This is a genomic window from Lentzea sp. NPDC020367, from assembly GCF_044387305.1.
Taxonomy (GTDB): domain Bacteria; phylum Actinomycetota; class Actinomycetes; order Mycobacteriales; family Pseudonocardiaceae; genus Lentzea.
Map to the genome: position 1 here is coordinate 1,268,519 of NZ_JBIRVV010000001.1, position 26,559 is coordinate 1,295,077.

General features: G+C 69.8%; 35 protein-coding genes. 16 read left to right on the top strand and 19 right to left on the bottom strand.

The features are described from left to right. Positions 1-162 precede the first annotated feature (162 nt). Both ACH413_RS05815 and ACH413_RS05820 read left to right on the top strand, forming a co-directional pair. Entirely contained in the window at positions 163-312 is a 150-nt protein-coding gene (locus ACH413_RS05815; protein ID WP_360036558.1) for a hypothetical protein, read from the top strand. Positions 313-355: 43 nt separating this feature from the next. Beyond that, positions 356-1,120: an alpha/beta hydrolase gene (locus ACH413_RS05820; RefSeq protein WP_319980564.1), complete on the top strand. Its 765-nt coding sequence runs from the start codon at positions 356-358 to the stop codon at positions 1,118-1,120. Here ACH413_RS05820 and ACH413_RS05825 read toward each other — a convergent pair. From ACH413_RS05825 to ACH413_RS05845, 5 genes are all read right to left on the bottom strand, one after another. Then, on the bottom strand, positions 1,117-1,662 hold the full coding sequence (locus tag ACH413_RS05825) for a TetR/AcrR family transcriptional regulator (RefSeq protein WP_360036561.1): 546 nt from the start codon (positions 1,660-1,662) through the stop codon (positions 1,117-1,119). The genes ACH413_RS05820 and ACH413_RS05825 overlap by 4 nt on opposite strands. 8 nt (positions 1,663-1,670) lie before the next feature. Further along, positions 1,671-2,747: an agmatine deiminase family protein gene (locus tag ACH413_RS05830; protein ID WP_360036564.1), complete on the bottom strand. Its 1,077-nt coding sequence runs from the start codon at positions 2,745-2,747 to the stop codon at positions 1,671-1,673. 66 nt (positions 2,748-2,813) lie between these two features. Further along, positions 2,814-3,224, bottom strand: coding sequence for a hypothetical protein (locus ACH413_RS05835; protein ID WP_360036567.1), 411 nt, complete (start codon positions 3,222-3,224; stop codon positions 2,814-2,816). A gap of 42 nt (positions 3,225-3,266) precedes the next feature. After that, complete coding sequence (locus ACH413_RS05840) at positions 3,267-4,055, bottom strand: pentapeptide repeat-containing protein (protein WP_360036570.1); 789 nt, start codon at positions 4,053-4,055, stop codon at positions 3,267-3,269. Positions 4,056-4,062: 7 nt separating this feature from the next. After that, positions 4,063-4,467, bottom strand: coding sequence for a winged helix-turn-helix domain-containing protein (locus tag ACH413_RS05845; protein ID WP_360036573.1), 405 nt, complete (start codon positions 4,465-4,467; stop codon positions 4,063-4,065). Positions 4,468-4,514: 47 nt separating this feature from the next. On the opposite strand from ACH413_RS05845, the gene def reads away from it, so the two are divergent. Next, positions 4,515-5,099, top strand: coding sequence for a peptide deformylase (def, locus tag ACH413_RS05850; RefSeq protein WP_360036576.1), 585 nt, complete (start codon positions 4,515-4,517; stop codon positions 5,097-5,099). Here the strand turns inward: def and ACH413_RS05855 are convergent. Beyond that, positions 5,039-6,214, bottom strand: a complete 1,176-nt coding sequence (locus ACH413_RS05855; protein WP_360036579.1) for a hypothetical protein — start codon at positions 6,212-6,214, stop codon at positions 5,039-5,041. The genes def and ACH413_RS05855 overlap by 61 nt on opposite strands. 124 nt (positions 6,215-6,338) lie before the next feature. Continuing rightward, positions 6,339-7,589 (bottom strand): ArgE/DapE family deacylase, encoded by a 1,251-nt coding sequence (locus tag ACH413_RS05860; protein ID WP_360036582.1) that lies wholly within the window; start codon positions 7,587-7,589, stop codon positions 6,339-6,341. A gap of 103 nt (positions 7,590-7,692) precedes the next feature. Between ACH413_RS05860 and ACH413_RS05865 the strand changes: the two genes are divergently transcribed. Continuing rightward, complete coding sequence (locus ACH413_RS05865; RefSeq protein WP_360036585.1) at positions 7,693-8,130, top strand: Lrp/AsnC family transcriptional regulator; 438 nt, start codon at positions 7,693-7,695, stop codon at positions 8,128-8,130. Between the two features lie 3 nt (positions 8,131-8,133). Here the strand turns inward: ACH413_RS05865 and ACH413_RS05870 are convergent, their stop codons facing one another. Continuing rightward, positions 8,134-8,625, bottom strand: a complete 492-nt coding sequence (locus tag ACH413_RS05870; RefSeq protein ID WP_360036588.1) for a MarR family transcriptional regulator — start codon at positions 8,623-8,625, stop codon at positions 8,134-8,136. Positions 8,626-8,683: 58 nt separating this feature from the next. On the opposite strand from ACH413_RS05870, the gene ACH413_RS05875 reads away from it, so the two are divergent. Then, on the top strand, positions 8,684-9,877 hold the full coding sequence (locus ACH413_RS05875; RefSeq protein ID WP_360036591.1) for an FAD-dependent monooxygenase: 1,194 nt from the start codon (positions 8,684-8,686) through the stop codon (positions 9,875-9,877). A gap of 37 nt (positions 9,878-9,914) precedes the next feature. Continuing rightward, positions 9,915-11,105, top strand: coding sequence for an epoxide hydrolase (locus ACH413_RS05880; RefSeq protein WP_360036594.1), 1,191 nt, complete (start codon positions 9,915-9,917; stop codon positions 11,103-11,105). On the opposite strand, the gene ACH413_RS05885 is transcribed toward ACH413_RS05880, so the two are convergent. From ACH413_RS05885 to ACH413_RS05895, 3 genes are read right to left on the bottom strand one after another with little or no spacing between them, the layout of a single operon-like run. Next, on the bottom strand, positions 11,083-11,817 hold the full coding sequence (locus ACH413_RS05885) for a M15 family metallopeptidase (protein WP_360036597.1): 735 nt from the start codon (positions 11,815-11,817) through the stop codon (positions 11,083-11,085). The genes ACH413_RS05880 and ACH413_RS05885 overlap by 23 nt on opposite strands. 5 nt (positions 11,818-11,822) lie before the next feature. Next, positions 11,823-12,752 (bottom strand): hypothetical protein, encoded by a 930-nt coding sequence (locus ACH413_RS05890; protein WP_360036600.1) that lies wholly within the window; start codon positions 12,750-12,752, stop codon positions 11,823-11,825. A gap of 42 nt (positions 12,753-12,794) precedes the next feature. Continuing rightward, on the bottom strand, positions 12,795-13,364 hold the full coding sequence (locus ACH413_RS05895; RefSeq protein ID WP_360036602.1) for a WHG domain-containing protein: 570 nt from the start codon (positions 13,362-13,364) through the stop codon (positions 12,795-12,797). Positions 13,365-13,430: 66 nt separating this feature from the next. On the opposite strand from ACH413_RS05895, the gene ACH413_RS05900 reads away from it, so the two are divergent. Beyond that, on the top strand, positions 13,431-13,922 hold the full coding sequence (locus ACH413_RS05900; RefSeq protein WP_360036605.1) for an FBP domain-containing protein: 492 nt from the start codon (positions 13,431-13,433) through the stop codon (positions 13,920-13,922). Positions 13,923-13,925: 3 nt separating this feature from the next. On the opposite strand, the gene ACH413_RS05905 is transcribed toward ACH413_RS05900, so the two are convergent. After that, complete coding sequence (locus ACH413_RS05905) at positions 13,926-14,102, bottom strand: hypothetical protein (RefSeq protein ID WP_177320742.1); 177 nt, start codon at positions 14,100-14,102, stop codon at positions 13,926-13,928. Positions 14,103-14,236: 134 nt separating this feature from the next. Between ACH413_RS05905 and ACH413_RS05910 the strand changes: the two genes are divergently transcribed. From ACH413_RS05910 to ACH413_RS05925, 4 genes are all read left to right on the top strand, one after another. Further along, positions 14,237-14,791: a sigma-70 family RNA polymerase sigma factor gene (locus ACH413_RS05910; protein ID WP_360036608.1), complete on the top strand. Its 555-nt coding sequence runs from the start codon at positions 14,237-14,239 to the stop codon at positions 14,789-14,791. Further along, positions 14,788-15,195 (top strand): hypothetical protein, encoded by a 408-nt coding sequence (locus ACH413_RS05915; RefSeq protein WP_360036611.1) that lies wholly within the window; start codon positions 14,788-14,790, stop codon positions 15,193-15,195. Before ACH413_RS05910 ends, ACH413_RS05915 begins: the two co-directional genes overlap by 4 nt. 60 nt (positions 15,196-15,255) lie before the next feature. Continuing rightward, positions 15,256-16,302: a M4 family metallopeptidase gene (locus ACH413_RS05920; RefSeq protein ID WP_360036614.1), complete on the top strand. Its 1,047-nt coding sequence runs from the start codon at positions 15,256-15,258 to the stop codon at positions 16,300-16,302. 430 nt (positions 16,303-16,732) lie between these two features. Continuing rightward, the gene (locus tag ACH413_RS05925; protein WP_360036616.1) at positions 16,733-17,029 is read left to right on the top strand and encodes a hypothetical protein; all 297 of its coding nucleotides are present in this window, start codon (positions 16,733-16,735) and stop codon (positions 17,027-17,029) included. A 199-nt stretch (positions 17,030-17,228) separates the two neighbouring features. Here the strand turns inward: ACH413_RS05925 and ACH413_RS05930 are convergent, their stop codons facing one another. Beyond that, entirely contained in the window at positions 17,229-17,399 is a 171-nt protein-coding gene (locus tag ACH413_RS05930) for a DUF397 domain-containing protein (protein WP_360036619.1), read from the bottom strand. Continuing rightward, entirely contained in the window at positions 17,377-18,240 is an 864-nt protein-coding gene (locus tag ACH413_RS05935) for a helix-turn-helix transcriptional regulator (protein WP_360036622.1), read from the bottom strand. The genes ACH413_RS05930 and ACH413_RS05935 overlap by 23 nt, the downstream gene beginning before the upstream one ends. Before the next feature lie 112 nt (positions 18,241-18,352). Between ACH413_RS05935 and ACH413_RS05940 the strand changes: the two genes are divergently transcribed. Next, positions 18,353-19,018: an HAD family hydrolase gene (locus ACH413_RS05940; RefSeq protein ID WP_360036624.1), complete on the top strand. Its 666-nt coding sequence runs from the start codon at positions 18,353-18,355 to the stop codon at positions 19,016-19,018. Here the strand turns inward: ACH413_RS05940 and ACH413_RS05945 are convergent. Both ACH413_RS05945 and ACH413_RS05950 read right to left on the bottom strand, forming a co-directional pair. Further along, entirely contained in the window at positions 18,993-19,868 is an 876-nt protein-coding gene (locus tag ACH413_RS05945; protein WP_360036627.1) for a pentapeptide repeat-containing protein, read from the bottom strand. The genes ACH413_RS05940 and ACH413_RS05945 overlap by 26 nt on opposite strands. Before the next feature lie 56 nt (positions 19,869-19,924). Continuing rightward, positions 19,925-20,512 carry a TetR family transcriptional regulator gene (locus ACH413_RS05950; RefSeq protein WP_360036629.1) on the bottom strand — a complete coding sequence of 196 codons (588 nt, stop codon included), beginning with the start codon at positions 20,510-20,512 and terminating at the stop codon, positions 19,925-19,927. 91 nt (positions 20,513-20,603) lie between these two features. On the opposite strand from ACH413_RS05950, the gene ACH413_RS05955 reads away from it, so the two are divergent. Beyond that, complete coding sequence (locus ACH413_RS05955; RefSeq protein ID WP_360036631.1) at positions 20,604-21,644, top strand: NAD(P)-dependent alcohol dehydrogenase; 1,041 nt, start codon at positions 20,604-20,606, stop codon at positions 21,642-21,644. A 7-nt stretch (positions 21,645-21,651) separates the two neighbouring features. Here ACH413_RS05955 and ACH413_RS05960 read toward each other — a convergent pair whose 3' ends face one another. Together ACH413_RS05960 and ACH413_RS05965 are read right to left on the bottom strand one after the other, a co-directional pair. Continuing rightward, complete coding sequence (locus ACH413_RS05960; RefSeq protein WP_360036634.1) at positions 21,652-22,389, bottom strand: SDR family oxidoreductase; 738 nt, start codon at positions 22,387-22,389, stop codon at positions 21,652-21,654. Between the two features lie 12 nt (positions 22,390-22,401). Then, complete coding sequence (locus ACH413_RS05965; protein WP_360036637.1) at positions 22,402-23,250, bottom strand: SDR family oxidoreductase; 849 nt, start codon at positions 23,248-23,250, stop codon at positions 22,402-22,404. A gap of 91 nt (positions 23,251-23,341) precedes the next feature. Here ACH413_RS05965 and ACH413_RS05970 point away from each other — a divergent pair, with 91 nt between their 5' ends. The 3 genes from ACH413_RS05970 to ACH413_RS05980 are packed head-to-tail and all read left to right on the top strand — an operon-like array spanning position 23,342 to position 25,985. Further along, the gene (locus ACH413_RS05970) at positions 23,342-23,893 is read left to right on the top strand and encodes a TetR family transcriptional regulator (protein WP_360036640.1); all 552 of its coding nucleotides are present in this window, start codon (positions 23,342-23,344) and stop codon (positions 23,891-23,893) included. Positions 23,894-23,931: 38 nt separating this feature from the next. Further along, complete coding sequence (locus ACH413_RS05975; protein ID WP_360036643.1) at positions 23,932-24,498, top strand: TetR/AcrR family transcriptional regulator; 567 nt, start codon at positions 23,932-23,934, stop codon at positions 24,496-24,498. Positions 24,499-24,500: 2 nt separating this feature from the next. Beyond that, positions 24,501-25,985, top strand: a complete 1,485-nt coding sequence (locus ACH413_RS05980; RefSeq protein ID WP_360036646.1) for a carboxylesterase family protein — start codon at positions 24,501-24,503, stop codon at positions 25,983-25,985. Here the strand turns inward: ACH413_RS05980 and ACH413_RS05985 are convergent. After that, entirely contained in the window at positions 25,982-26,533 is a 552-nt protein-coding gene (locus ACH413_RS05985; RefSeq protein ID WP_360036648.1) for a hypothetical protein, read from the bottom strand. The two genes, ACH413_RS05980 and ACH413_RS05985, sit on opposite strands and share 4 nt — an antisense overlap. Positions 26,534-26,559: the final 26 nt, after the last annotated feature.

The window sequence follows — 26,559 nt, forward strand, 5'->3', positions numbered from 1 at the left end:
ATCGTCGGATGAAAGCCATGATCCGGACGTCGGCAAGATCGGCCAACGGCGCCCACATGCCGGAACCCTTGGTGGCCAAGGGGTTGCCGATTCGCCCCGACGCGGCCAAAAGCCGCCGTTCGGTCGCTGTCGTCCGGCGTTCATGTGGACGAACATCACGCGATGGCCTTGCCAGGGAGCGCGATCACCCACCTGCGCGCCGCCATAGGATTCGGCTACACCTTCGTGCTCACGCCGCTGTCCGCAGTGGCGTCCGCGCGGCTCGCTGACCAGATGAGAACGGACTCTCGAAACCGCGTTCGGCTCGGCTGAACGCGGGGTAGGGTCCGGACACCGATACACCGCCGGGAGAGACATGCGCGCCGTCGAGATCAGACCTGGGGTCCGGATCCGCTGGGTCGAAGTGCCGGGCGCCTCGCCCGCACGCGTCTACCTGCACGGACTGGGCGCCTCGTCGGCTCCCTACTACGCAGAAGCCGTCGCGCACCCGCTGCTGGCCGGGCGCCGCAGCCTGATGATGGACCTGCTCGGGTTCGGCATCAGCGACCGGCCCAGCGGCTTCGCCTACTCACTGGAAGGCCACGCCGACGCCCTCGCCGTGGCACTGGCCAAGATCGGGCTGCGCCGCAGCGAGATCATCGGCCACAGCATGGGCGGCGCCGTCGCCATCGTGCTCGCCGCGCGCCACCCCGAGATGGTGCGCTCCCTCGTGCTCGTCGACCCCCACATCGACCCGCACACCCCCTCGCTCGGCGCACCCGGCAGCCGGGGCATCGCCGCCTACGGGGAAGCCGACTTCCTGAGCCACGGCTTCGACCGCGTGCTGCGCGACGTCGGCCCGCACTGGGCCGCCACCATGCGCATGGCCGGCCGCGAGGCCCTCTACCGCAGCGCCGTCGACCTCGTCCGCGGCACCTCGCCCACGATGCGCAAGTTGTTGCTGGAACTGGAGATCCCGCGCGTCTTCCTGCACCCCGAGGACGCACCGCCCAGCGGCGGCCGCGAGCTCGCCGCGTCCGGTGTCCAGCTCGTCTCCGTGCCGAACACCGGCCACAACATCATGATCGACAACGTCGAGGGCTTCGCGCGCGCCGTCGCCCAGCAGCGGCTGTCGGTCTAGCCCAGCTCACGGGCGATCGCACCGGCCAGCAGCTCCCGTGCGCGGTCCAGGGTCAGCGAGCCGCTGTGCCAGCGCTCGCTCAGGCCCTCGACGAGCGCGGTCAGCCGTTCGGCTGCCGCCGCCGCGTCGAGATCGGGATTCACCTGGCGCAGCAGGGTTTCGACGTCGGAGTTCCACGCCTCGGTGGCCGTGCGCAACGTCGCGCGCAGCTCCTCGTGGAACGCCGCGCTGGCCCGCAGCTCACCCCACGCGACGCTCGTCTCCCGTACGTGCGCGTCGTCCTGCAGCTCGTCCAGGAGCATCCGCTCGACCTGGGTGCGCGGATCACCGGACTCCGCGCCGCCGGTGTAGGACCGCGCCCGCTCGTTCACGTGCTCCAGCGCGGCCCGCAGGATCCCGGCGCGGTCCTTGAAGTGGTAGTAGATCAACGCCGTGGACACCCCGGCCTCGGCCGCGAGCTTCTCGACGCGCAACCCGCGCACGCCGTCCTGCGCGATCACGCGCACCGCGGCCTCGAGCATCCCGGTCCTGCGCTCCGACACTGGCGCCCTCACTTCGGTTCTTGCTGCGTGGTGCAGTGGATGCCGCCACCGCCCGACGCGATGCCGTCGATGTTGATCTGCACCACCGTACGTCCGGGGAACAGCCGCTCCAGCGTCGCCTTCGCCGCCGCGTCCGCACGCCGGTCGCCGAACTCCGGCCCGATGACCGCGCCGTTGCACACGTAGAAGTTGACGTACCCGGCCGCGAAGTCCTCGTCGCGCACCCGCACCGTCTCCGGACCCTCCAGCACCTCGACCCGCAACGGCCTGCCCGCGGCGTCGGTCGCGGCGCGCAGGATCTCCAGGTGGCGGCGCGTCACGTCGTGGTCGAACGACTCGGGGTCGTTGTCGAGCCCCGCCACCACCACGCCAGGACCGGCGAAGCGGGCGTAGAAGTCCGTGTGGCCGTCGGTGATGTCCCGCCCGGCGATGCCCGGCAGCCAGATCACCTTCCTGATCCCGAGCAGGTGCGCGAGCTCCTGCTCCACGTCGGACTTCGTCCAGCCCCGGTTGCGGTTGCCGTTGAGCACGCAGCTCTCGGTGATGATCGCCGTGCCCTCGCCGTCGACCTCCAGCGCGCCGCCCTCCAGCACCAGATCCGTGCCGATCCGCTGGGCGCCGGCCTGACCTGCGACGAACCCGGCGACCTTGGCGTCGCGGCGGTGCTCCTGCTTGCCGCCCCAGCCGTTGAAGTTGAAGTCGACCGCGCCACCGCCGCGCACGAACACCGGTCCGGTGTCGCGCATCCACAGGTCGTCCAGCTCCGCGGTCACCAGCTCGACCCCCGGCAGCAGCGGCTGGGCGAGATCGAGGTCCTCGGCACGCACCAGTATCGACACCGGCTCGAACCGGGCGATCGTCGTCGCGATCGTGGCCTGGTCACGACGCACCTGGGGCAGCAGGTCCCTGCCCCAGATCCGCTCACTGGCCGCGAACGCCATCCACGTCCGCCGATGGGGCTGCCCCTCCTCGGGCATCACCCACGACTTCTCGCCCGTGCCCGCACCGCCGGTCTCGCTCGCACAGCCGGCGAGCAGACCGCTGATGGCCGCTGCCGCCGACTGCACGAAGTTGCGCCTGTTCATACCCCCACGATAACCCTGACTGAAATTTCAGTCAAACCGTTCGGCCTGGTCAGGTCCGTGTCGAGATCAGCAGCGACGGCTCGAGTAGGCGCTCCAGCCGTCCTCGCCGAGTGAGACGACGCCGAGCGCACGGGTGCAGCTGGCGATCGTGGCGGTGGCCTTGGACCACACCTCGCGCTGGTCGACCCGGCCGATCACCTTGCCGTGGTTCGCGCCGTCGTCGGTCGCGACCGCGGCCGTGACGTGGAAGAGGTCGTACTTCGCGGCCCAGTCGGCCCACACGAAGACGTAGCCCCAGTTCTTGCCGCAGCCCGCGAACTGCTTGACCGACGCGGCGGTCTGCCCGCCCATCTGCACGTACGCGGTCGACCCGATCTGCTGGGCCGACGCACACCCCGGCGGCGTCTCGGCGTGCGCGACTCCGGGCGTGAGCAGGCCCGCCGTGGCGGCTGCGATGATCAGCAATGCCTTCTTCATGACGCGCACGGTCGCAGCGGGCGCTGACACCGCCCTGACAGGTCAGCGGCGCCGGGCGGGCTCCGCCGTCCAGTGCGAAGGCCTCGTCAGCGCGTCCGGCAGCTTCGTCTTCGCGTTGCCGCGCGCGGCGTTGACCTGCGGCTGGGTCAGGAACAGGCACGTGCTCAGATCCGCACCGGACAGGTCAGCGCCCCGCAGGTCGGCACCGATCATGTCCGCCCGCGACAGGTCGGAGTTCGTGAGATCCGCGCCGATCAGGTACGCGCCGCGGAAGTCCGCGCTGCTCAGGTTCTTGTTCCGCAGCCGCGCGCCGATCAGGTCCGCGCCCCGGTAGGACTTGGCGCTGGAACGCAGCCGTTCGCTGGTGCGCAGCAGCAGGATGTTGACCTTCGCCCGGATCTCCGCGACGTCGAGCGCCAGGACGGCGTCCGGTGCGGCGACGGTGTGCCGTTCGACCTCGGCGAACGCGGCGGCCAGGTCGTCGTGAGGGTCGAGACGGGCGGCCTCGGCGAGGTACCAGAGCAGTTCGTGCAACTGCCGGACCACGGGGAACACCGCGAACATCTTCTCGCGTTCGGCGACACGCCAGTCGACGCCGGCGAACACCGTCTGCGACACCCGCTGACCCGCGCCGAAGCAGTCGTAGACCGTGCAGCCGGCATAACCCTTGGGCCGCAACTGGTCGTGGATGCCGCACCGGTGATCGGCCAGCAGGTTGCGGCACGGCGTGCCCGCGTCCTTGGTGGCCGCGAAGTCCGCCGACTTCGCGAACGGCAGCGCGACGCAGCACAACCCGAAGCAGTTGGCGCAGTCGCCTTTCAGTTCTTCCATCGCCGGGTCAGCCTACTGGGTCACCGGTGAGCAACCGGACCTCCGCGGTCACGGCCACCGCGTCGGCCGGGCGCGTGCCCCGGTCGCGGTAGCGGAACAACAGCCGCCGGATCGACGCGCCGATCTCCGCCATCTCCTGCGGCGTCACGTGGATGAGCGCGCTGAACGACTCCTCCGGCGCCGGTTCGTCCTCGGTCTCCCACCGCAGCTGCCACGGCCGCGCCTTGCCGCCCTGGTGCGGCGCCTCCTCGATCAACCCCAGCTCGGCGAGCCGGCGCAGGTGGAACGAGCACAACCCGGAGCTCTGCCCAAGCCGCGCGGCGGCCTGGGTGGAGGTCAGCGTGCCGTGCTCGGCCAGCAGGTCCAGCAAGGCGATGCGCACGGGATGGTCCGGAAGCGGCCGTCGAGACATGAACGCACCCTACCGAATGCTTTGCAAAGACTGCTACTTTGCAAAGCATGTCCGAGATCCACCGAGGCGCACCGCGCCGCATCACCGTCGTCGGCGAAGAGATCCTGACCCGCCGCTGCCGCGAGGCCACCGAGTTCGGCACACCGGAGCTCGCCCGGCTGATCGAGGACATGTTCGCCACCAACCACGTCGCCGAGGGCGCCGCCATCGCCGCGAACCAGGTCGGCGTCGACCTGCAGCTGTTCGTGTGGGACATGCGCGACGAACGGGGCACCCGCCACACCGGCCACATCCTCAACCCGGTGCTGGACGACCTCCCCGCAGGCCGGCGCACGTTGCTCGAGGAACCAGAAGGCTGCCTGTCCGTGCCGGGTCCATACCGCGTGGTCGCCCGTCCCGACTGCGCCGTCGTGCGCGGCCAGGACCAGGACGGCACCCCGATCGTCGTCGAAGGCAGGGGCTACTTCGCCCGCTGCCTGCAACACGAGACCGACCACCTCTACGGCAGGCTCTACCTCGACCGCCTCACCCAGCGCGAACGCAAGTCCGCACTGCGCGAGATGGCCGCCTCTCAGGACGAGGTCTTCGCCCGCCGCGCCGCCCGGAGCTCCTCCGCCGCCTCGTCCAGCTGACGTTCCGCGCGTTCAGCCCGCGTCAACGTCTGAGAGCGCGCGTCCTCCACGACGGCGAGCGTCTGCCGCACCGCCGCCACCTGTTCCGCGCTTTCCTGCCGGACCTGCACGAACCGCGTCTCGAACTCCGCTCGTGACCGCTCCAGCTCCGTGCGGGCGTCCGCGGCGGCCTGCTCGGCCCGTTCCGCGCGCACCAGCGCCTGGTCACGAGCCTTGGCAGCCCGGCTGACGGTCTCCGCGGCCTCGGTGCGCGCCTTCTCCACCTGCGCCGCCGCGTCACCGCGCACCTGGTCAGCAGCCTGACCGGCGGCGAGCACGTCGGCCTTGGCCTGCTGCGCCAGCGCCTGTGCCTCCGAGCAGGCCCGGTCCACCTCGCCCTGCGCCTCGGCACGAACCCGCTCGACCTCGGCCTGGGCTTCGGCGCGTGCCTGTTCGATCTCCTTGGCCGCCTGCCGTCGAGCCTGCTCCGCGTGCTTCACCGCGTCGGCCTTGGCATGCTCCGCCTCGCTCCGGATCTCCTCGATCAGCGCCGCCGCCTGCACCCGAACCTCGGCGATCTCCGCCTCGGCCCGCTCACCGGCAGCCCGCGCGGCCTCCCGGGCCTCATCCCGTTCCGTCACGGCCGTGTCCACGGCGTCGTCGGCTTCCTCCGCCGCCCGCACCGCCTGTTCGGTGGTCTCCTCGGCAGTCTTGCGCGCCCGCTCCGCGTCGTGCCGGCGACGTTCGGCGGAGGCCAGTTCGGACTGCGCCTCCGCGACCCGCCGCGCGGCCTCGGCCTCGGCGGCCTGGATCTGACTCTCGGCGACGCTGGGGTCCGCCATGGCGTTCAGCTCGCCGACGGCCCGCCCGAGGGTCTGCGTCATCTGCTCCGACAGCACCCGGAACCGGTCGAGAAGCTCTTCAGCTCTGATCTTGGCGGTACCGGAGACCCTCGGGAGATTCGTCACGGTGACGACCTCCAGGTTTTGCTCGGGGGTTTCCGCCAGCCGCTGCCGCTCCCGCCACGCCCTCCAGCGCGTGTGCTCGGGCAGGTCGCAGTACTCCGAAGGCCTGCCAGGCCCGCCACCTCGAAAAACGGGGCGCTCACAGCCGGGAAAGTTACAGCTCGTCTCCACGGCAATATCGTAGCAGAATAACGTGTGCACAAACGTTAACCAACGCAACGCTACTCAATTGGGCATGAAAAGTCTGGCCGCCGATAAGTGAACATTATCGGCGGCCAGGATCTGGATGAGTGGATCAGCCGACGGCACGCAGGGTCGCGAGAACCAGGGCGCGGGTGACGGTGACGACCTCGCTCAGCGGAACCTGCTCCCTGGGACCGTGGGCCAGCCGGACGTCACCGGGGCCGTACTGCAAAGTGGGCACCCCCGCCCCCGCGTACAACCGCAGATCACTGCCGTACGGAGCGCCCTTTTCAACAGCACGTGAATTGGTGAGGTCGGCGTGCGCGGCACCGACCAGCCCGGCGAGGGGATGTCCCACCGGCAGCCGGCCGCTGGCGAACTGTCCACCAGGCCACGTCACGACGGCGGGGTGCGCCCGCAACCACGGGTCGTCGGCACAGGCCTCGGCCACGCACGCCTCAAGATCCGCGCGAGCACGTGCGGGGTCCTCCCCCAGCGCCACGCCCAGCCGCCCTTCGGCCACCAGCAGGTCCGGCACGCTGCTCGCCCAGTCCCCTGCCTGCACCGTGCCGACCGACAGCGGGTACGGGATCGGATACGCCGACATGAGCGGGTCGGCGTCGACGTTGCGGCGCGTCTCCAGCCGGGCGAGCGCGGCGTGGATCGGCAGGTAGGCGTCGAGGGCGCTGACCCCGGCGTACCGGGTGCTGCCGTGCGTGGCCTGGCCGGGTACCTCGATGCGGAACGTGAGCGCACCACCGTTGGCGACCATCAAAGCGCCGCCGGTCGGTTCGGTGATGATGCACGCGTCGCCGGTGTGGCCACGCTGGAGCGTGCCGAACGCACCGAGACCGCCGTCCTCCTCGCTGACCACGAAGTGCACGGCGACCTGGCCACGCAGCGCAGTCGCCCGGATCGCGGACACCGCGGCGAGGATCGCGACCACGCCCGCTTTCATGTCGCACGCGCCGCGCCCGTGCACGACGTCGCCCACCACCCGCGGGCGGAACGGATCCCCGTCCCACTGGGCCAGGTCGCCGGGCGGGACGACGTCGACGTGCCCCTGCAGGATCAGCGTCGGGCCGTCGTTCTTCCCGGTGGCGCCGACCAGGCCCCATGCCTCCGTGCGCGGCGCCTCGCCGCCGGGGAAGTCCGCGTTGGCACGCAGTTCGGGCAGGTTCATCGACCACAGGTCGACGTCCAGGTCCAGCCGTTCCAGGTGCCCGGCCAGCACGTGCTGCAACTCGGACTCGGCGGCGCTGCCCGTCACGCTCGGCACCGCGAGAAGGTCCAGCAGGAGCCGGCCGATCGCCGCCTCGTCCACCGCAGCCAGTGCGGCCGCCTCGACATCGTTGATGGTCACAGGCCGGAGGTTAGGGTCGCTGACCTGCGCAAACAATCGCCAGAAGCGGCGTTCGACGGTGCATCCTTTGCAAAGAACAGGGCTCTGTGACAATTCTTTGCGCATGGACGACATCGACGAAGCGATCATCCGGTGCGTGCTGCGCGACGCCCGCGCCACGTACGCCGAGATCGGCAAGGCGGCAGGGCTGTCACCGTCGGCCGCGAAGAGACGTCTCGACCGCCTGGTCGCCACCGGCGCGATCCGCGGCTTCAGCGCGTTGGTGGATCCGCAGGCGATGGCCTGGCACACCGAGGCGTTCGTGGAGGTCTACTGCAAGGGCAACCCGACGCCGGCCGAGTTGACCAAGGCGCTGCACGACATTCCCGAGGTCATCGAGGCGTGCACGGTCTCGGGTGCCGCCGACGCGATGCTCTACATGCTCGCCAGGGACATCCCGCACCTGGAACAGGCCATCCAGCGCGTGCGCGCGACCGCGCCCGTGGACCGCACCGAGAGCGCGATCGTGTTGTCGCGACTGCTCACCCGGCCACGTCTGTAGCGGTCAACTCCGGCCAAGGCGCAGGTTCGCCTCGTCCGCGGCCGCGGTCATCCGCGCCAGGAACGTCGCGACGGTGCGGAGTTCGGCCGGCGGTGTCGTGTGCAGGACGTTCGCGATCTCGGCGCCCGCGAGGCCGAGGAACTCGCGGGCACGATCCCGGGCAGCCGGTGTGGGGCGCAGGGTGACGCGACGGCGGTCGGTGCTCTCCCGCGTGCGGTGGACATGACCTGCGGCTTCGAGCCGGTTGAGCAGGATGGTGGTCGCGCCCGTCGTCATGCCGATCTGCCGGGACAGTCGCGCCGGGGAGAGCGGGGCGTTCGTCTCGGCCGCCCAGATGATCTGGCCCAGCGCGTTGGCGTCGGCGCCCGGCAGTCGCATCCAGGTGGCGAGGTGCTGGTTGAGCTCACCGAAGTCGATCACCCAGTCGCGCAGCCGGTGCATCACCTCGATCTGCGCCGGCGTCCAGTCCGCGGTCAGCGGATCGCTCTCTGTCATGCACGCGCCTTAGCTCCGAAGTAGCTTTGCAGCAAAGCTACTGACAGGGGAGTTTCAGATGGCTGCACGACACGCGGTGATCTCCGGTGCGAGCATCGCGGGCCTCTCGGCCGCGTTCTGGCTGCGGCGCACGGGATGGCAGGTGACCGTGCTGGAACGGGCCGCGGAGTTCCGCGACGGCGGGCAGAACGTCGACGTCCGCGGCGTCGGACGCGAGGTGCTCGCCAGGATGGAACTGGCCGAGGCCGTGAAGGCGCAGAACACCACCGAGACGGGCACGGTCTTCGTCGACACGAACGGCCGCGTGCTCGCCGAGCTGCCGTCGAACGGACCGGACAGCGCCACCGCCGAGTTCGAGGTCCTGCGCGGCGACTTCGCCCGCACGATCCTGGAGCACCTGCCGGAGGGGGTCGAGATCACCTACGGCGACACCATCACCGAGGTGGCCGACGACGCCGACGCGGTCACCATCACCACCGCCTCGGGCCGCGTTCTGAGCGCTGACCTGCTGGTTCTCGCCGAGGGAGTCCGCTCGGCCACCCGCGACAAGCTCTTCGGCGACCTGGTCGACCGCCGCGACCTCGGCATCTCCATGGTCTTCGGCACGATCCCGCGCACGGCCTCCGACGACAGCCGGTGGCGCTGGTACACCACCACGGAAGGACGTCAGGTCCACCTGCGCCCCGACAACCACGGCACCACCCGCGCCATGCTCGCCCACGCCCGGGCCGCGGACGTCACCCGGCTGGATCGCGCGGATGCCCTGGCCGCGTTCCGGAGCCACTTCGCCGACGCGGGCTGGGAGGCCCGTCGCGTGCTCGACGGGTTCGACACCTCCGCCGACGTCTACGTCGACCACCTCACCCAGATCCGCATGCCCGTGTGGCACCGCGGGCGGGTGGTCCTGGCCGGCGACGCGGCGTGGTGCGTGACCCCGATGGGCGGAGGTGGCGCCTCGCTCGCGCTCGTGAGCGGATACGTGCTGGCAGCGTGCCTGTCCACGTCGGGAGACCGGCTCGAGGAAGGGCTCGCGGCCTACGACGAGTGGATGCGGCCGCTCGTCGACGACGTCCAGACCCTCCCGCGCTGGATCGTGCCGATCGCCTACCCCCGCACCCGGCTCGGGCTGGCCCTGCGCCGCCTGGCGGACAAGGCCATGACCTCGTCGCTGCTGTCTCCCCTGACGGCGAAGTTCACCCAGGTCGCCGACACGACCAGGGAACTTCCGCCCATCGGGGCGGCGCACTCCTAGGACTCGGTCGGACACGTGTGATCACTATCGTCGAGGCGTGACCTTCCCACTGGAGCCCACGCCGATCCACGTGTCCGACGAGGTCCTCGACGACCTGCGCGCCCGCCTCGCGCTCACCCGTTCACCGCTGGACGAGGGCAACGAGGACTGGTCCTACGGCGTCCCGGCGAGCTACCTGCGCGAACTGGTCGACCACTGGCGTGACGGTTTCGACTGGCGTCGGGCCGAGGCCGCCATCAACGCCTACGAGCACTACGAGGTGACGGTCGCCGGCGTCCCGATCCACTTCATGCGCCAGCCCAGCCGTAGCGCGCGCCCGATCCCGTTGATCCTCACCCACGGCTGGCCGTGGACGTTCTGGCACTGGTCGAAGGTGATCGACCCGCTCGCCGACGACTTCGAGGTCATCGTGCCGTCGTTGCCGGGCTTCGGTTTCCCCGGCCCGCTCACCGGCTTCCTGGACGTCAACTTCTGGAAGGTCGCCGACCTCTGGCACACCCTGATGACCGAGACCCTCGGCCACGAGAAGTACGCGGCCGGCGGCTGCGACATCGGCGGCATCATCTCCAGCCAGCTCGGCCACAAGTACGCGGACTCGTTGTACGGCATCCACATCGGCTCAGGGCTGCCGCTCGACTTCTTCACCGGCGAGCGCGCCTGGGACTTCGCCCGCAACCGCCCGCTGCCCGACGACCCGGAGGCCCGCGCCCGCACCATCGAACTGGACCACCGCTGGGCACCGCACCTCACCGCGCACATGCTCGACGGCGCCACCCTCGCCCACGGCCTGAGCGACTCACCGGCGGGCCTGCTCGCCTGGCTGCTCGAACGCTGGAACTCGTGGAGCGACAACGGCGGCGACGTCGAATCGGTCTTCACCAGGGACGACCTGCTCACCCACGCCACGATCTTCTGGGCGAACAACTCCATCGCCACGTCGATGCGCTACTACGCCAACGCCAACCGCTACCCGTGGACGCCGTCGCACGACCACAGGCCGGTCGTGCAGGCCCCGACCGGCCTCACCTTCGTCACCTACGAGAACCCGCCCGGCATCCACACCGCCGACGAACGCGTCCAGGCGTTCAAGTCCGGACCGTTGGCCGGCTACTTCAACCACGTCAACGTGAACGCCCACGAGCACGGCGGCCACTTCATCCCGTGGGAGAACCCGGACGCGTGGGTCAGCGACCTGCGCCGCACTTTCAGCGCGCTACGGGGAAGTTGAAGTACGTGTCGGGGAACGGCTCGTCGTTGAGCGTGAAGTGCCACCACTCCTCGGCCAGGTTGCGGAACCCGGCCGCCACCATCGCCGACTTCAGCAGCTGACGGTTCTCGCGCGCCTGCCCGGTCACGCGCGGGTCGTCGGTGTGCGAGAGCGTGTCGAAGCAGTCGTAGCCGGTGGCCATGTCGACGGTGTTGTCGGGGAACCGGTTCGGCGCCGCGCAGTCCACCAGCCGCTCGCCGGGCACGTACGGGCGTTGGTGCCGTGAGGGCAGTTTCACGATGGTCAGGTCGAGCGTCGACCCGCGGCTGTGGCCGGACTTCTCGGCGATGTAGCCGTCCTCGAACAGCCGAGTCTTGTCGACGCGCGGGTAGAACTCGGGCTTCATGCGCTGGTCAGCGAGGTCGCGGGCCCACCGCACGAAGTGGTCGACGGCGCGTTGCGGCCGGTAGCAGTCGTAGACCTTGAGCGTGTAGCCCTGTTTGAGCATCTCGCGCTGCACGGTCCGCAACGCCTTCGCGGCCTGCTTCGTGAGGATGCACAGGGGCGCGCGGTAGCCGTCGATGCGGGTGCCGACGAAGTTGTGCGCGGTGTAGTAGCGGATGTCGTGCTGGATCGTCGGGTCGACGTCGCGCAGCACGACGAACCCGCTGGTGGCGTGGGCGGGCGTGGCGACGGAGATGGTCAGCAGCAGGGAGAGCAGCAGGGCTCGCATGGAGTTCATCCAAGCAGTGCGGTGGTCACCGCTGAAGTGTCGAGACCGATCAACGGAACCTTCCGCAGGGCCTCGGCGAGCTGAGTGCGGTGGCGCTGGCGGACGTCGGTGAGAGGCAGTCGGGTGACGTGCCGGGTGTAGGCCTCGACCAGTGCTGCGGCGGGCGGGTAGTTCCACAGGTCCTCGCTCATTCCCTTGGACCAGGTCAGGACGTTCAGCAGTCGCCCGGTGTGGTCGACGATCGCCTCGTCGGCGTCGTCCGCGCCGATGGCCAGGAGCAGGTGCGAGGCGGTAGCGGCCTGGGCCGCGAAATAGGCGTTGAGGAAATCGCCGTCGCACGCGTGGCGGAGCAGCCAGTCACGAGCGAGGCTGCTCTTGCACAGCGCCTCGACGACGTAGACGCGGCCCCAACCGGAGACCCGGTCGCCCAGCCAGGTCAACGCCTCGGTGCCGCCTCGGCGGCGAGCCAGCGCGTCAGCGGCCAGCGGGCCGAAGTGGTTCGAGAGCAGCCCGATCGTCTGGATCAGCGGGATGTCTCGTTCGTCGTAGCCGGCCGCGAGCAGGGCAAGCCCGACCACGGCGGCCCGCCGGTTGTCGCTGTGCCGCACGAGCCACCGGCCGGTTCGCCGTACCTCGGATCGTTTGGCGCGCAGTGCCGCGGCGGCGATGTGGTCGTTGTGGTGAATCGGGACGTCCAGGTCTGCCAGCGTCCTGGCGAGCCCGGCGGGCGAGGCCTTCTTCGCCGAGAAGTGCTCGTCCAGCGCTGATGCGACGTCCGCACCGATCTTGCGCGGGCTGTGGCCACGCTTGCGAAGGCGGCGGGAGGTGGCGCGGTGGCGGTCCTCGTCCGGGAACGGGTACCCGTCTCTGGGCAGCGGTTCGCCGGGGAACTCGCGGTGCAGTGCGAGTGCGTGCTCGTACAGGGATCCGCTCATGCGCGGACGCGGGACTCGATTCTGTCGATCATGGGCGTGAGGTTAGCCCGGCGGCCACGCCCTGAGCAACGAATCAAGCGCGTCCAGCGCGCGCAGCCACGACGCCTCGACCCCGCGCGGATGGCTGTGAAAGGCCCCGGAGCGTTCCAGCGACACGTACCCGTGGAACGTGCTGTGCAGCAGCCGGACGGCGTCGGTCTGATCGGGTTCCCACAGGTCATAGCCCCGCAGGAGCGCCCGCGTCATCTCGGAGTGCTTGCCGGCCGCGCTGTCCGCGGCGATGTCCGGGTCCAGCGCCATCTGCGTCGCCGAGTAGCGACCGGGATGCTCGCGGGCATAGGTGCGGTAGGCGTTGGCGAACGCCACCAGGGCGTCCTTGCCCGAACGGCCCGCGATCGCCTCGGACACCCGGTCGGCGAGTTCGGCCAGTGCCAGAACGGCCAGGCGGACGCGCAGGTCCTGGGCGTTGCGGATGTGCGAGTAGAGCGAGGCGTCCTTCACGCCGAAGTGACGGGCCAGGGCGGACACCGTCACGTTCTCGAAGCCGACCTCGTCCGCCAGGTCCGCCGCCGCCTGCGTGAGGCGGTCGGCCGTGAGCCCCGCACGTGCCATCCGTCACCCTTCCTAGGGTCCTTAATGATTTGCCTAGGACCTCTAGGTAAGCCTAGCGTCCCTGGCATGAAGCCGTTGACCGAACACGACATACGCGCGTCCTTCGTCAATTCCACCAAGGGCGAGGCGAAGCGCATGCACGTACCCAAGGATCTGGGCGAACGGCCGTGGGACGACCTGGACTTTCTGGGGTGGACCGACCCGGCCGCGCCCGACCGCTCGTATCTGGTGATCGAGCTGGACGGCACGCTCACGGGCATCGCGCTGCGAAGGGCGCAGCAGGCCGGGCGGGCGCGCAAGACGATGTGCTCGTGGTGCCTGACCACGCATTCCGGTGACGGCGTGTCGCTGATGTCCGCGCGCAAGGCCGGCAAGTCCGGGCAAATGGGCAACACGGTCGGCGTCTACGTGTGCGCCGACCTGCGGTGTTCGCTGTACCTGCGCGGGAAGAAGAGCGCGGGACCCGGCTCGCGGTTCAAGGAGTCGATCACGGTCGACGAGCAGGTCGAGCGGATGCTGTCCGGGGTCCGTGCGTTCCTCGATCGGGTGAACTCGTAGGTGTCAGAGTTCGAGGACGAGCTCCGCACTGCAGGCGCGGGCACAGGGCCACGGGTCGCCGCATTCGGTGCAGCCGGTCGTGGCGGGCAGGTGCGTGTCGAGCACCTGGACCGCCCTCGTTCGGTAGCGCTCCAGGTCGGAGTCCCAGTTGTGGCGGGAGCCCGCGGTCGCACTCGTCATGGTCATCAGTCCTCGGGTTGAGCTGGTGCACACAGCATGCACCTGTGACGGCGCTCACGGGCGGCAATTTCGCCAAACACGACGAACGGATTCGAACGACGAATCTGAGCGGGTGTGAGGGGCATCATGTCTTCATGGACATATCGGCGTCGCTGGCCGCGGCCGGGCGTGGTGACCAGACGGCGTGGGACGCCCTGGTCAGGCAGTTCAGCGGCCTGCTGTGGTCGATCGCCCGCGCCTACCGGCTGGGCGACGCCGACTCGGCGGACGTGGTGCAGTGCACGTGGATCAAGCTGGTCGAACACCTCGACCGCATCACCGAGCCCGAACGACTCGCCGGGTGGCTCTCCACGACCGCGCGGCACGAGTGCCTGCAGCTGCTGCGCCGCGCCGGGCGCTTGCCCGAGCCCACCGAGGAGATCGCCGACTCCCCGGACCCCGCGCCGGAGGTCGACCACGACCTGCTCGCCGGCGAACGCAACGCCGCGCTCTGGCAGGTCTTCGAGCAGCTGCCCGACCGCTGCCGGCGCCTGCTGCGGGTGTTGATGGCCTCGCCGCCGCCCGCCTACGCCGAGGTCGCGCTGGCGCTGGACATGCCGGTCGGCAGCATCGGGCCGATCCGCCAGCGCTGCCTGGGACGCTTGAAAGTGCTGGTCAGGGGCAACGAGCTGCTGGAGGACCGGTCATGAACGACGACGACTTCCTCGACGTCCTGCGTGCCACCGCCGACGCGTTCGATCCCGTCCCGGCCGGCGTGCTGCGCGACGCGAGCGCCGCCCTGGCACTGCGGACGCTGGACGCCGAACTCGCCGAACTGGTCGAGTCCGAGGCCCTGGTGCGCGGCGACGGGCCGTTGTCGCTCGCGTTCGAGTCCGACCGGGTCACGGTCAGCCTGGAGATCATCGACGACGTGGTGCGCGGGTTCGTCACCGGCGCCGAGGGCGAGGTGGTGGTGGAGACGCCGCGGTCACGCCGTGCGGTGCCGATCACCGACGGCTGGTTCATGGTGACCGAGGTGCCACCGGGCCTGGTCCGCATCCGCGTGACGGCGCTCGACGGCACGGCGGTCGTCACCCAGTGGGCCCGCGGCTGACCTGTATTTCCGCACGGCGCGCTCCCTCTTCCCAGGTACGGAAAAGAGGGGACCAAGCCCATGACCTGCTTCATCCTGCCCGCACACCTGCAGATCGAACTCGCGGAGGCCGGCAACGTCGACCTCCGCGACGCCATCAGAACCCTGCTCGCCTCCGCCACGCTGCGCGCCCAGCGCGCCACGCTCACCGAGGCCGTGCAGTTCCTCGACCTCAACGCCGCCCAGTTGCGCGGCCCGGCCGGCGAGTTCAAGGCCGTGCACGACGTCCAAGGTGGCGACGAACGCACCCTGCCCGGCGTCCTGCGCCGCAAGGAGGGCGACGGCCTCATCGACGACGGCGCCGTCAACGACGCGTTCGACAACGCCGACCGCACCTACGACTTCTACCGCGACGTCCTGGGCCGCCACAGCGTCGACGGCAACGGCCTCAAGCTCGTCTCGTCCGTCCACTTCGGACGCGACTTCGACAACGCCTTCTGGGACGGCACGCAGATGGTCTACGGCGACGGCAGCGGCAAGGTCTTCCAGCCCGGCGCCCTCGCCCGAGACATCACCGTCGTGGGGCACGAGATCACACACGGCGTCGTCCAGTACACGGCCGGCCTGCGCTACCGGAAGCAGTCCGGCGCCCTCAACGAGTCGATGGCCGACGTCTTCGGTTCCCTGGTCAAGCAGCACGCGCTCGGACACTCCGCCGACCAGGCCGACTGGCTCATCGGCGCGGGCATCCTCGGCACGCAACTGCAGGGCGTCGCACTGCGGTCCATGAAAGATCCCGGCCGCGCGCACCAGCTCGACCGCCAGCCCGCGCACATGCGCTCCTACGTAGACCTGCCCGACGACGGCAACCCGCGCAACGACAACGGCGGCGTGCACATCAACTCCGGCATCCCCAACAAGGCGTTCCACCTCGCCGCGACTCGGCTCGGCGGCAACGCCTGGGACCGCGCGGGCAAGGTCTGGTACGACGCGCTCGCCACGAAACTCCGCGTGAACTCCAACTTCGCCGACGCCGCCGCGGCCACCACCGCGAGCGCGCAGGCGTTGTTCGGCAGCGAGGTGGCGAACGTCGTCCAGGGGGCGTGGAACGACGTCGGCGTACGCTGAACCGGTTACGCCGCCTGCGTGATCGCCGCGCCACCGATCCACTGGGTGGGTGGCCGAGTTCTTTGCGGCAGCACAACGCCACGTCGAGAAGTACGCGGACCTGACCCTTCCCGAAGTAGGTGTCCTGCTCGACACCATGGCCTCCCACGAACACGCGTACGGCTGAACAAGCTGTTCCGCGGCCTCGACTCCGCCGAACCGTCCGACCAGTTCAAGCAACCCGACCGCCCCGCAGACAACGGCCCGCTCTTCAAGTACGACCCGTCGTCCGACCTCTTCAGCCCGGTCGCGGCGGTGCGCGGCGTGTGCGTAGAGGTGGCGGGCCGCCAGCGAACAGATCGGGGCGAACATCGGCCGCGCCGTCAGCGACTTCGCCCCGATCTGCGCGAATCTCGCCGAGCACTACGAGTCCGGCGTCCAGGCAGCCCAGATGTTCAACGAGGCACTCGCCGCAGTGGCCGCCACCCTGACCGAGATGGCCGGCCTGTGGCTCGCCTCCATGGTGTCGCTGCCGCTCAGCAGGGGTTTCCGGCGCGGCGCGGTCATCGCGGCCATCCTCTACTACGCCTCCCAGATCATCGAACTGGTCTCCGAGGCGATGTCGCTGTGGGGCAAGGCGAAGGACCGCGCGGCAGGCGTCGTAGGCCTGGTCAGGGCCGTCGAGTTCGGCCGCCTGCGCGACGTCAAACCGCCCAGGATGCTGCTCTCCCCCGGATCGCCGCTGTGACCAGCGTCGACGAGCCACGGCTGCGGGAAGCCGTGCTGCGCAACCTGGTCAGGTCGGCGCCGGGACAGCCGATGGCCGAGATGGCGCAGGAGGTGCTGTCCGGCCGCATGACCATGGGCGAGGCTGCTGGACCCGCCGGTGCTGCCGGAGCCGGTGCGACCGCGCAGGTCCTTCGAGGACGAGGAGTGGGACGCCTCCGTCACCTCGCCGTGGGACGAGTCCTGACCAGGCGGAGGAGCGGTGCCCACTGGTGGGCCGTGAGCGGGAGTTCGACGGACGGGAACTTGCTGTCCCGAATGCCGACGCCACGGCCCACTTCGACACAGTTGCCGTCACTGGCGCTGTAACTACTCTTGCGCCACCTGGTCATCACGAGCCTCCTCACCGATGATGTCGGTGATCAGCTTCCTCGTCTCGACCTCGTCCAACGCCGTCCGATCGAGTGACTCCAGGACGGTGTCGTAGAGGGCGACAGAAGCTTGATCCTCAAGGAAGACGTTAGCTCCTTCGCTTTCGACGTAGACGAGTGCGGGGATCTTCTTGAACTTCAACCGGTCGAAGTCACCCGCGAGCCCGCCGTGCGGCCCGAACGCCGTGGGGATCAGGCGAATCGTGAGATACGGCCGCACGGACAAGCGCAACAGATGGTGCAACTGCTCCGCCATGACGTCCGCGTTGCCGACCGGCAGTCGCAGAGCCTGCTCGTGCATGAAGATCGCAACTGGCCGGTTCCCGTCGAGCACGGCTGTCTGACGCACGACCCGGTTCTCGACCACCACGCGGGCGTCCAGCTCGGCGAGAGGCTTGGCGAGCGCGAGATGCCAGGTGTAGTCGGGCACCTGGAGCAGGCCGTGCACGACGTTCATCGACCAGCCGGTGATCTCCGATGCGATTCTTTCGTGCTCTCGCAACGTGCGCACTCGGTCCGGCATTTTGGAACCGGCTGGCTGCAGCCAATCCCTGATGTGTGCGTCATGGTGCAGCGCCATCAGGTGGTCGAACTCGTCGGGCGGCGTGCGCAACAGGCCCAGCAACTTGGCCAGGTCGACGTCGCTCACGCCTTCCTTGCCGTTGACCAGTTCCGAGACTTTGGCTTCCTGCCAGCCCAGCAATTCGGCGGCGGCCCGGTTGGTGAGGTCGGCCGCCCGCAGGAGTGCGCGTATGGCATCGCCGAACTCGCGGCCGCGCACCGTTGATCTCCGCAAAGGCATGCAGGGACGGTAGAGGCGGCGTTCCGTTTGGCTCCACCCATTCGCCGCAGGTCAACCTGAAAGCATGCTGTTTGGACATCTTCCAAAGTCATGGGCGTGGTTGGGTAGGCGCATGATCGACGTTCTCGGCAACGGATCCGCACCTCGGCTCGTCGTGTTCGACCTCGACGGAACGCTGTATCCGAAGGAGGCGTACGCGGAACAGGTGCTCGCCGTGATCGGCCGGATGTTCGTGGAACTGCAGGGCGCTTCCGAGGCGCACGCGGAAGCGAAGGTGGCCGAACTGCGGGAGGCGATGCGGACGAACTGGTCCGGCACGTCGACGACATCGTTCGTGCGGGCCAACGGGTTCGACGTCGCGCAGTGGCTGGAGTACCGCGAGACGCATCTGTCCATAGCGGACGGACTGCGCCGCGACGACGGTGTCGTCCGGGAGCTCGGCAGGCTGCGCGAGGTGGTGCCGATCGTGTTGCTCACCAACAACACCCGAGGTTCCATGGAGGCCATCCTGGACAAGGTCGGCATCGGGACCGAGGGGTTCACGGAGGTGTTCAGCTCCGAGGACTCGCGCGACACGCCGAAGCCCGATCCCGGCGCGTTCCAGGTGGTGCTCGACCGTCTCGGGGTGCCGGCGGAGGGGACGTGGAGCGTCGGGGACCGGGTGGACATCGACATCGCCCCGTTGCGGCGGCTCGGCGGTTCCGGCATCGCCGTCGACGGGCCCGCTGACCTGGGTGCGGCCGTCGATCACCTCATCGGGCTGGTGCGTCGGGCTTGATGGTGCCGTCGGGTTCGACGTGGAATCCGGGGATCTCCAGCACCGCCTTGTGATTGGTGAGCTTGGCGCCGAGGAACCAGCGCGAGTCGCGGGAGCGGACTCCGCTGAACAGGACGTCGTCCTCGAAGGTCACGCCGGTGAAGCGGCTGGTGTCGCGGAAGTCGGCGTCGACGAACCTGGCGACGCCGGCGAAACGGGCGTCGGTGAAGCGGGCGACGCCGATGAAGACGACCTTCTCGCAGTTCAGGCCGCCGGTGAACACGCAGCCGCGGGCGTTGAAGTCGACCAGCACCGCGTGGCTGAGGTCGACCTTGACGCCCCAGAACTCCGGTTCGCGCAGGTGGGTGGTGAGGATCGTGCCCGCGGACCGGCGGACGTGCAGTTCCTGCTGGGTCTCCAGGTCCTGGTCGCCGTCCGCGAACGGCATGCGCAGGTAGGCGCTGATGACGTCCGTGACGACCTGGCGCTGGTGCGGGTTCTCCTGGGCGAGGCGTTCCAGCGCGTAGAGGCCGGCGATGCGGACCTGGGCCAGCGGTGAGCCGAGGTGTTCGGTGGCTTTGACGTAGAGGTCGGTGAGGCGCCGTTCGTCGGCGTCCCGCGCGGTGATGACGGCGACGACCTCCTGATGCCACTGCCGGCGCACCGCCAGGAACAGCACGATGCTGCCGCCACCGGCCAGGCCGACGGTGAAGCCGGCCTTGATCGCCTCGATGCGGCGGCCGGGATCGCTGCCGGCCTCGGCGAGCAGCCAGACGAGCACCGCGGCGGTCAGGACGGCGGCGAGCACGCCGCACACCACGATCACCCATCGGCGAAGCGGTCGCAGGGCCTGCTGCTGCCTGGTGGTCACGGAAGTTGATTTTGGCCTGCCGGAAGCGGATCGCGGCCGGCTTCCACACCCCTGGCCTAGTCCGGCGCGACGGCGCGGCGGACGCTGTCCCGCAGGAAGTCGCGGCGGCGGTCGTGGGTCTCGGCGGGTTCGTCGATCGTGGCCGCGTAGACGTTGCTGACCGGCGACCACGCCATCGACATCGCGATGACCATGGCCATCAGGTCGAACGGGTCGCCGTCCCGGACCAGCCCCGCCTGCTGCGCCTCGGTGATCGCCCGGAGCTTGTTGTGGTCCATGCGATCGGCGTCGGCGACCAGGTAGCCGGCAGGGCGTCGTTCCAGGCGAGCCCAGGTCGCGAGCCGGATGAGGTCGGGGCGCTCGAGGTACTCGTCGTAGAGGCGCACGGCCCAGTCCGCCAGGTCGGCGGCGTCGATCGGCACGACGTTGACGATCCGCTCCAGCGAGCCGAAGAAGATCGCGTCGAACAGACCTTCCTTGTTGCCGAAGTAGGCGTAGAGCTGGGCCTTGTTGGTGCGCGCCGCGGCGACGACGCGTTCGATGCGGGCTCCGGCGATGCCGTGCTCGGCGAACTCGCGGGTGGCCACGTCGATGATGCGTTGCCGCGTGGCCGCGCCACGGGCGGTCAGCTGCTGGTCGGACATGGTCGAACTGTACCGACAGACCAGTCGGTTTACTTTGCCTCCTCTCCGGGGGTAGCGTGAAATAGACCGAACAGTCTGTTTAAGGAGCGTCATGCGCAGCACCACCGGCTGGCAGGCCGACGGACCCACCAAGCTGCACGAGGTGCCGATCTCCCGGCGTGACCTGCGGCACGACGACATCGCGGTACGCGTGGACTTCTGCGGCGTCTGCCACACGGACCTGCACGCCGTGCGCGGGCACAACGGCGACGGCGTGCTTGTGCCAGGTCACGAGTTCACCGGTGTGGTGATCGAGACCGGCCCGGACGTCACCGCGTTCCGGGCCGGCGATTCCGTCGCCGTCGGCAACATCGTCGACTCCTGTGGCGTGTGCACGATGTGCACGGCCGGACAGGAGAACTTCTGCCGTGAGTTCCCCACGCTCACCTACAACGGCACCGATCGCCACGACGGGACGACGACGTTGGGCGGTTTCTCCCGCGAGTACGTCGTCCGCGACCGGTTCGCCCATCCCCTGCCGTCCGGTTTGGACCCGGCGGCCGCGGCGCCGCTGCTGTGCGCCGGGATCACCGTGTGGGAACCGCTGCGCGCGCTGGGCGTCGGTCCGGGAACGCGCGTCGCGGTGGCCGGTCTGGGCGGGCTGGGGCACCTCGCGGTCAAGTTCGCCGCGGCCCTGGGCGCCGAGGTGTCGGTCGTGAGCCGGTCCGCGGACCGCGCGAGCGACGCGATCCGGCTGGGCGCCCGTGACGTCGTCGTCTCCACCGACCCGGACAGCGTGGAAGCGTCCCGCGACCGGTTCGACGTGCTGATCGACACCATCCCCGTGGCTCACGACCTCGCCCCCTACCTCAGGCTGGTAGCCGTGGACGGGACGCTGAGCCAGGTCGGCTACCTCGGCGCCGTCACCGTCGAGACGATGGACCTGCTCGTCGGCCGCAAGAAGCTGAGCTCCGGTGGCAGTGGCGGGCTTCCCGCCACCACCGCCATGCTGGAGTTCTGCGCCGCCCACGGCATCGTCGCCGACGTCGAGACCCTGCCGTCCGCGCGGGTGACCGAGGCCCTCGACCGGCTCGAACGCGGGGACGTTCGCTACCGCTTCGTCCTGGACCTGTCCGACCTCGACCGGGCGTGACCACGGCTCAGGCGACGGGGCCGAGCATGAACCCGCCGTCGGCGAGGATCTCCGCGCCCGTCGCGAACCGCGCCTCGTCGGAGGCGGCGAACAGGATGAAGCCCGCGATCTCGTCCGGAGTGGCCTGGCGCGGGATGGCGAAGTCGGCGACGGGCACGAGTTCACTGCCGTCCGGGGCGTAGGCCAGGGGTGTGCCGATGATGCCGGGGTGCACGGAGTTGACGCGGATGTTGTCGCGGGCCAGTTCCTTGGCGGCGGCGCGCATCAGGCCGCGCAGCGCCCATTTGCTGCTGCTGTAGGCGACGAGTCCTGGTGCGGCGGTGAGGCCGGCGATGGAGTTGACGTTGACGACCACGCCGCCGCCGGCCTTGCGCATGGACGGTGCCGTGCCGCGGATGCCGAGCAGCGCGCCGGTGAGGTTGGTGTCGAGCACGCGCCGGAACTCGTCGAGCGGGATGCTCTCGGTCGTGCCGACGCTGAGGTAGGCGGCGTTGTTGATCAGGACGTCGACCGGGCCGAAGCGTTCCTCGGTGCGGGTGACGGCGTCGGTCCAGTCGGACTCGCTGGTGACGTCGAGCCGCACACCGAGCGCCGGGCCGTCGAGCGCGGCGGCGAGCTGCTCGGCGCCGGTCCTGGCGGCTACGACGGTGTTGGCGCCTGCTTGGGCGAACCGGGTGGCGAGTGCCGTGCCGAGGGCGCCCGAGGCTCCAGTGATCAGAACGGTCTTGCTGGTGAAGTCGAACATGGCGGGGCTCCTTCAGCTGGCGAGGACGTCGTCGGCGTCGGTCGAGTGGGCGAGGTCGCGGCCGGCTTCGAGGGCGTCGAGGCGGGCGCGGAGAGCGGCGGTGGCCAGTGCGTGGGCGTCGGAACCGAGCGTCAGGCGCAGCGGTGCGTCCGGCTGGTCGGCGGAGGCGATGATGGCCGCGGCGATCTTCGCGGGGTCGCCGGGCGCGGGCAGCGGGGGCAGTTCGCCGGAGATCATGCGGCGCAGCTGTCCGGACGGGCCGTCGGCGTAGGCGGGCAGCGCGTCGCCGATGGCGAAGGCGCCCGTGCCGAAGTTGGTGCGGGCGACGCCGGGTTCGACGAGCGTCACGCCGATACCGAACGGCGCGAGCTCGGCGGCGGCCGACTCCCAGAAGCCCTCGATGCCCCACTTCGTGGCGTGGTAGAGGCTCATGGCGGGGAACGCGACCTGGCCGCCGATGCTCGCGACCTGCACGAACCTGCCCCCGCCCTGGTCGCGCAGGTGCGGGGTGGCGGCGCGGGCGAGGTGGATCGAGGCCGTGAGATTGGTGGCGAGCTGGCGGTCGATCTGCTCGTCGCTCAGTTCCTCCGCCGCACCGAACAGGCCGTAGCCGGCGTTGGACACGACGACGTCGATACGGCCGAGCTCGGCGAACGCACGGCCGACCACCTCACGCAGTGCGGCCGTGTCGGTGACGTCGAGGCGCGCACGCCAGAGCCGGTCGCCGTGGCGGGCGGCGAGGTCGTCGAGGGTGTCCAGGCGGCGGGCGGTGGCGGCGACCCTGTCTCCCCGGTCGAGCAGCTGCTCGGTGAGGTGACGGCCGAAGCCGGAGGACGTGCCGGTGATGAACCAGGTGCGCATCGGGTGCTCCTCGGTAGGTAACTAACTAGATACATTCATACGCGCTCGCTCCTCCGATGTAAATACCTGGATGGTTATGTACGATCGCCGCATGCCACCCGATGCCACGGAGACCAAGCGGCGACTGCTGAAGGCCGCCATCGACGAGTTCGCCACCTACGGCCTGGCGGGTGCGCGCGTCGACCGCATCGCGGAGCAGGCCTCGGCGAACAAGCGGTCGATCTACATGCACTTCGGCGCCAAGGAGGACCTGTTCGACAAGGTCGTCGCCGACAGCATGGTGGAGCTAGCGGAGGCGGTCTCGGTCAACGCCGGCGACCTTCCCGGGTACGCGGGCAGGCTCTTCGACGCCCTGGAACAGCGCCCCCACGTGCGGCGGCTGTACCTGTGGGCCGGCCTCGAACGTCCGCAGCCCATCGCCGCCGAGGTCGAGGAGTACCGGCGCAACGTCGCCGCGATCAGCGCCGCCCAGGCCGAGGGCCGGGTGCGCGCCGACATCCCCGCGATCGACCTGCTGGCCATGGTGGTCGCACTGGTGATCAGCCGGGACACCGCGTCCTGGTCGCTGAAATCTCTTCGTGCCGATGATTCCGGTGGCAGGAAGGCCGTGACGGCGGCCGTGGAGGGGCTCGTCCGGCCGTGAGATCGTCGCCTTTTGCTCAGGCGTGCTAACTTTTGCTCATGCGAGCAAAGTCCGTGACCGAGCAGGCCCGGCGGGCGCAGATCGTGGCGGCGGCGATCGCCACGATCTCGGAGCTGGACTACGCGGAGACGTCGTTCAAGGCGATCGCGGCACGGGCGGGACTGAGCAGCACGGGACTGATCTCGTACCACTTCAGGAACAAGCAGGAGCTCGTCGACGTCGTGTTCGCGGACATCTTGGAGCGCTTCCAAGGGTTCGTGAGCGCGCGGATGAACCAGGCGAGCGCTCGTGAGGAGCTGCGGGCGTTCCTGGTCGCCAACATCGCGTTCCTGCGCGAACACCGCGCGGACATGGTGGCGTTCCTGCGGATCAGGGCCCACGCGGCGGTGACGGACGGGGGCATCGCCGACTCCGATCACGTGGCGCTCGCCGACCTGCTGCGACAGGGGCAGGAGGCCGGCGAGTTCCGCGTGTTCGACCCGGACGTGATGGCGGTGTTCGTCCTCGCGATGCGCAACGGCGTCGTGCTGCGGTCCGGGTCACTCGATCTCGACGCCTGCGAACGGGAGTTGGTCGCGGCCGTCGACCTGGCCACCAGGAGTTGATCATGCGTCGGGGGACGTTGGTAGCAGCCGCGTTGTTGCTGGTCAGCGCATGCGGGAAGGGGGAAGCCATGCCGTCGGACGTCGTCACGACCGACACCGGGCAGGTGCGAGGTGAGGTGCGGGAGGGGCACCTGCGGTTCCAGGGGGTTCCCTACGCCCGCGCGGCACGATGGGAGCCGCCGGTGCGCGCTGCGGAGTGGAGCGGCGTTCGGGACGCTGTGAAGCCCGGCAGCCCGTGCCCGCAGGTCGGATCCAGCTACTCGGAGACGAAGAGCACGGACGAGGACTGCCTGTTCGCCAACGTCACGACGCCTTCAGTGGTGGGCCGCAAGCCGGTGCTGGTGTGGGTGCACGGCGACGGCGCGATCGGGGCCGGGCACTTCTTCGACGCGGAACGCCTTGCCCGGCAAGGGGATGTCGTCGTGGTGACGTTCAACTACCGGATGGGCGTGTTCGGCGGGTTCGGGCTGCCGGGCCTGGAGCACTCCGGCGAGTTCGGGCTGCTCGACCAGCGGGCGGCGTTGGAGTGGGTCCAACGCAACATCTCCGGTTTCGGCGGCGATCCGGGCAACGTGACGTTGTTCGGGGTCTCGTTCGGCGCGACGGCCGTGGGCGCGCACCTGATCGGGCAGAGGCCGCTGTTCCACAAGGCGATCATGCACAGCTCGTTCACACTGGTGGACGTGCCTCGCGGCGCCTGGTTCCCGGACCTGGAGGCGTTGCCGTCGCTAGCGTGGCGGCCGGTGCCGGAGATCCAGGAGATCGGCACGATGATCAGCGCCGAACTGGGCTGCGCGGACGTCGAGTGCCTACGGCGACTTCCCGTCGAGAAGCTGCTGGACTACCCGCAGATCATGAACATCTTCCAGCCCGTCGGGTACGGCGGCGCGCTGCTCCCCCGCTTGCCGGGCGAGTCGCTGGAGGCGGGCGAGTTCGCCGCCGTGCCGATCCTGGCCGGGGCGACGCGCGACGAGCACAACAGCTTCGTCGGCCTGTTCCGGCCGGACCCGATGTCCGCCGAGGACTACGCACGGCTCGTGCGGGAGGCGTTCCCCGACCGTGCGGCCGAGATCGAGCGTGAGTACCCGGTCAGCGCGTTCGCGTCACCGAAGCAGGCGTGGGCAACGCTGCTGACGGACCGCATGTGGGCGCGTTCGACGTTCCGCCAGAACACGCTCTACGCGAAGAAGGCACCCGTCTACGCGTTCGAGTTCGCCGACCGCAACGCGGCCACGGATCCCTCGATGCCGCCCGAACTGCACGGCGCGAACCACTCGTCCGACATCGACTACCTGTTCCCGAGCGCGGCCTTCGCCAAGCACCGCGGGCTGTCCGACCACATGATCAAGGCGTGGACGGACTTCGCCCGCACCGGAACGCCGGGGTGGCCGCGGTTCTCCGACGGGCAGTACGTGCAGTCACTGGCACCGGGTGCGATCGGGCCCGTCGACTACGCGGCCGAGCACAAACTGGGGTTCTGGAACTAGGCAAGGGCTTCGGCGGCCTTGGCGACGTGCTCGATCTGGTCCCTGGTCAGGCGCCGGACGTCCCAGACGAGGTCGCCGGCGTCCGCCGGGGCCGGGGTGATGCCGGTCAGCGCGGCCAGTTCGGCGGCGGGAACGTCGAGCAGCGCGGAGAAGTCACCGAGCAGATCAGGCGTGAGCTCTTTGGCGCCGTGCGCGATCCTCGCGTAGGTGGAGGCCGCCAGGTAGCGGTGGCCCGAGGTCACCATGAACACAGATTTGGCGACGCTGACCGGGTTCATGTTCCTGTTGCGCAGCAGGCGCATGACGAGCGGGCCGGGACCGTCGTAGTCGTAGACCTGCGGGATGCCGACGAGATCAGTGCGCTCCCGCTGCGGCAGCGAGCGCACGAGAGCGCGCACCTCGGCACGCCTCTCAGGGTTCAACGGCAGGTAGGCACGCAAGAGGCCGGGGATGCTGCCACCCGCGTGGACGTCGAGCGGTGCCAGGTCGGCGGGCACCGGTTGTCCGGCGATCACGAGTCTGTCCGATTCGTGCAACTTCTCCCCCATGTGCACGAGCCTAGGGGGCGAATCGC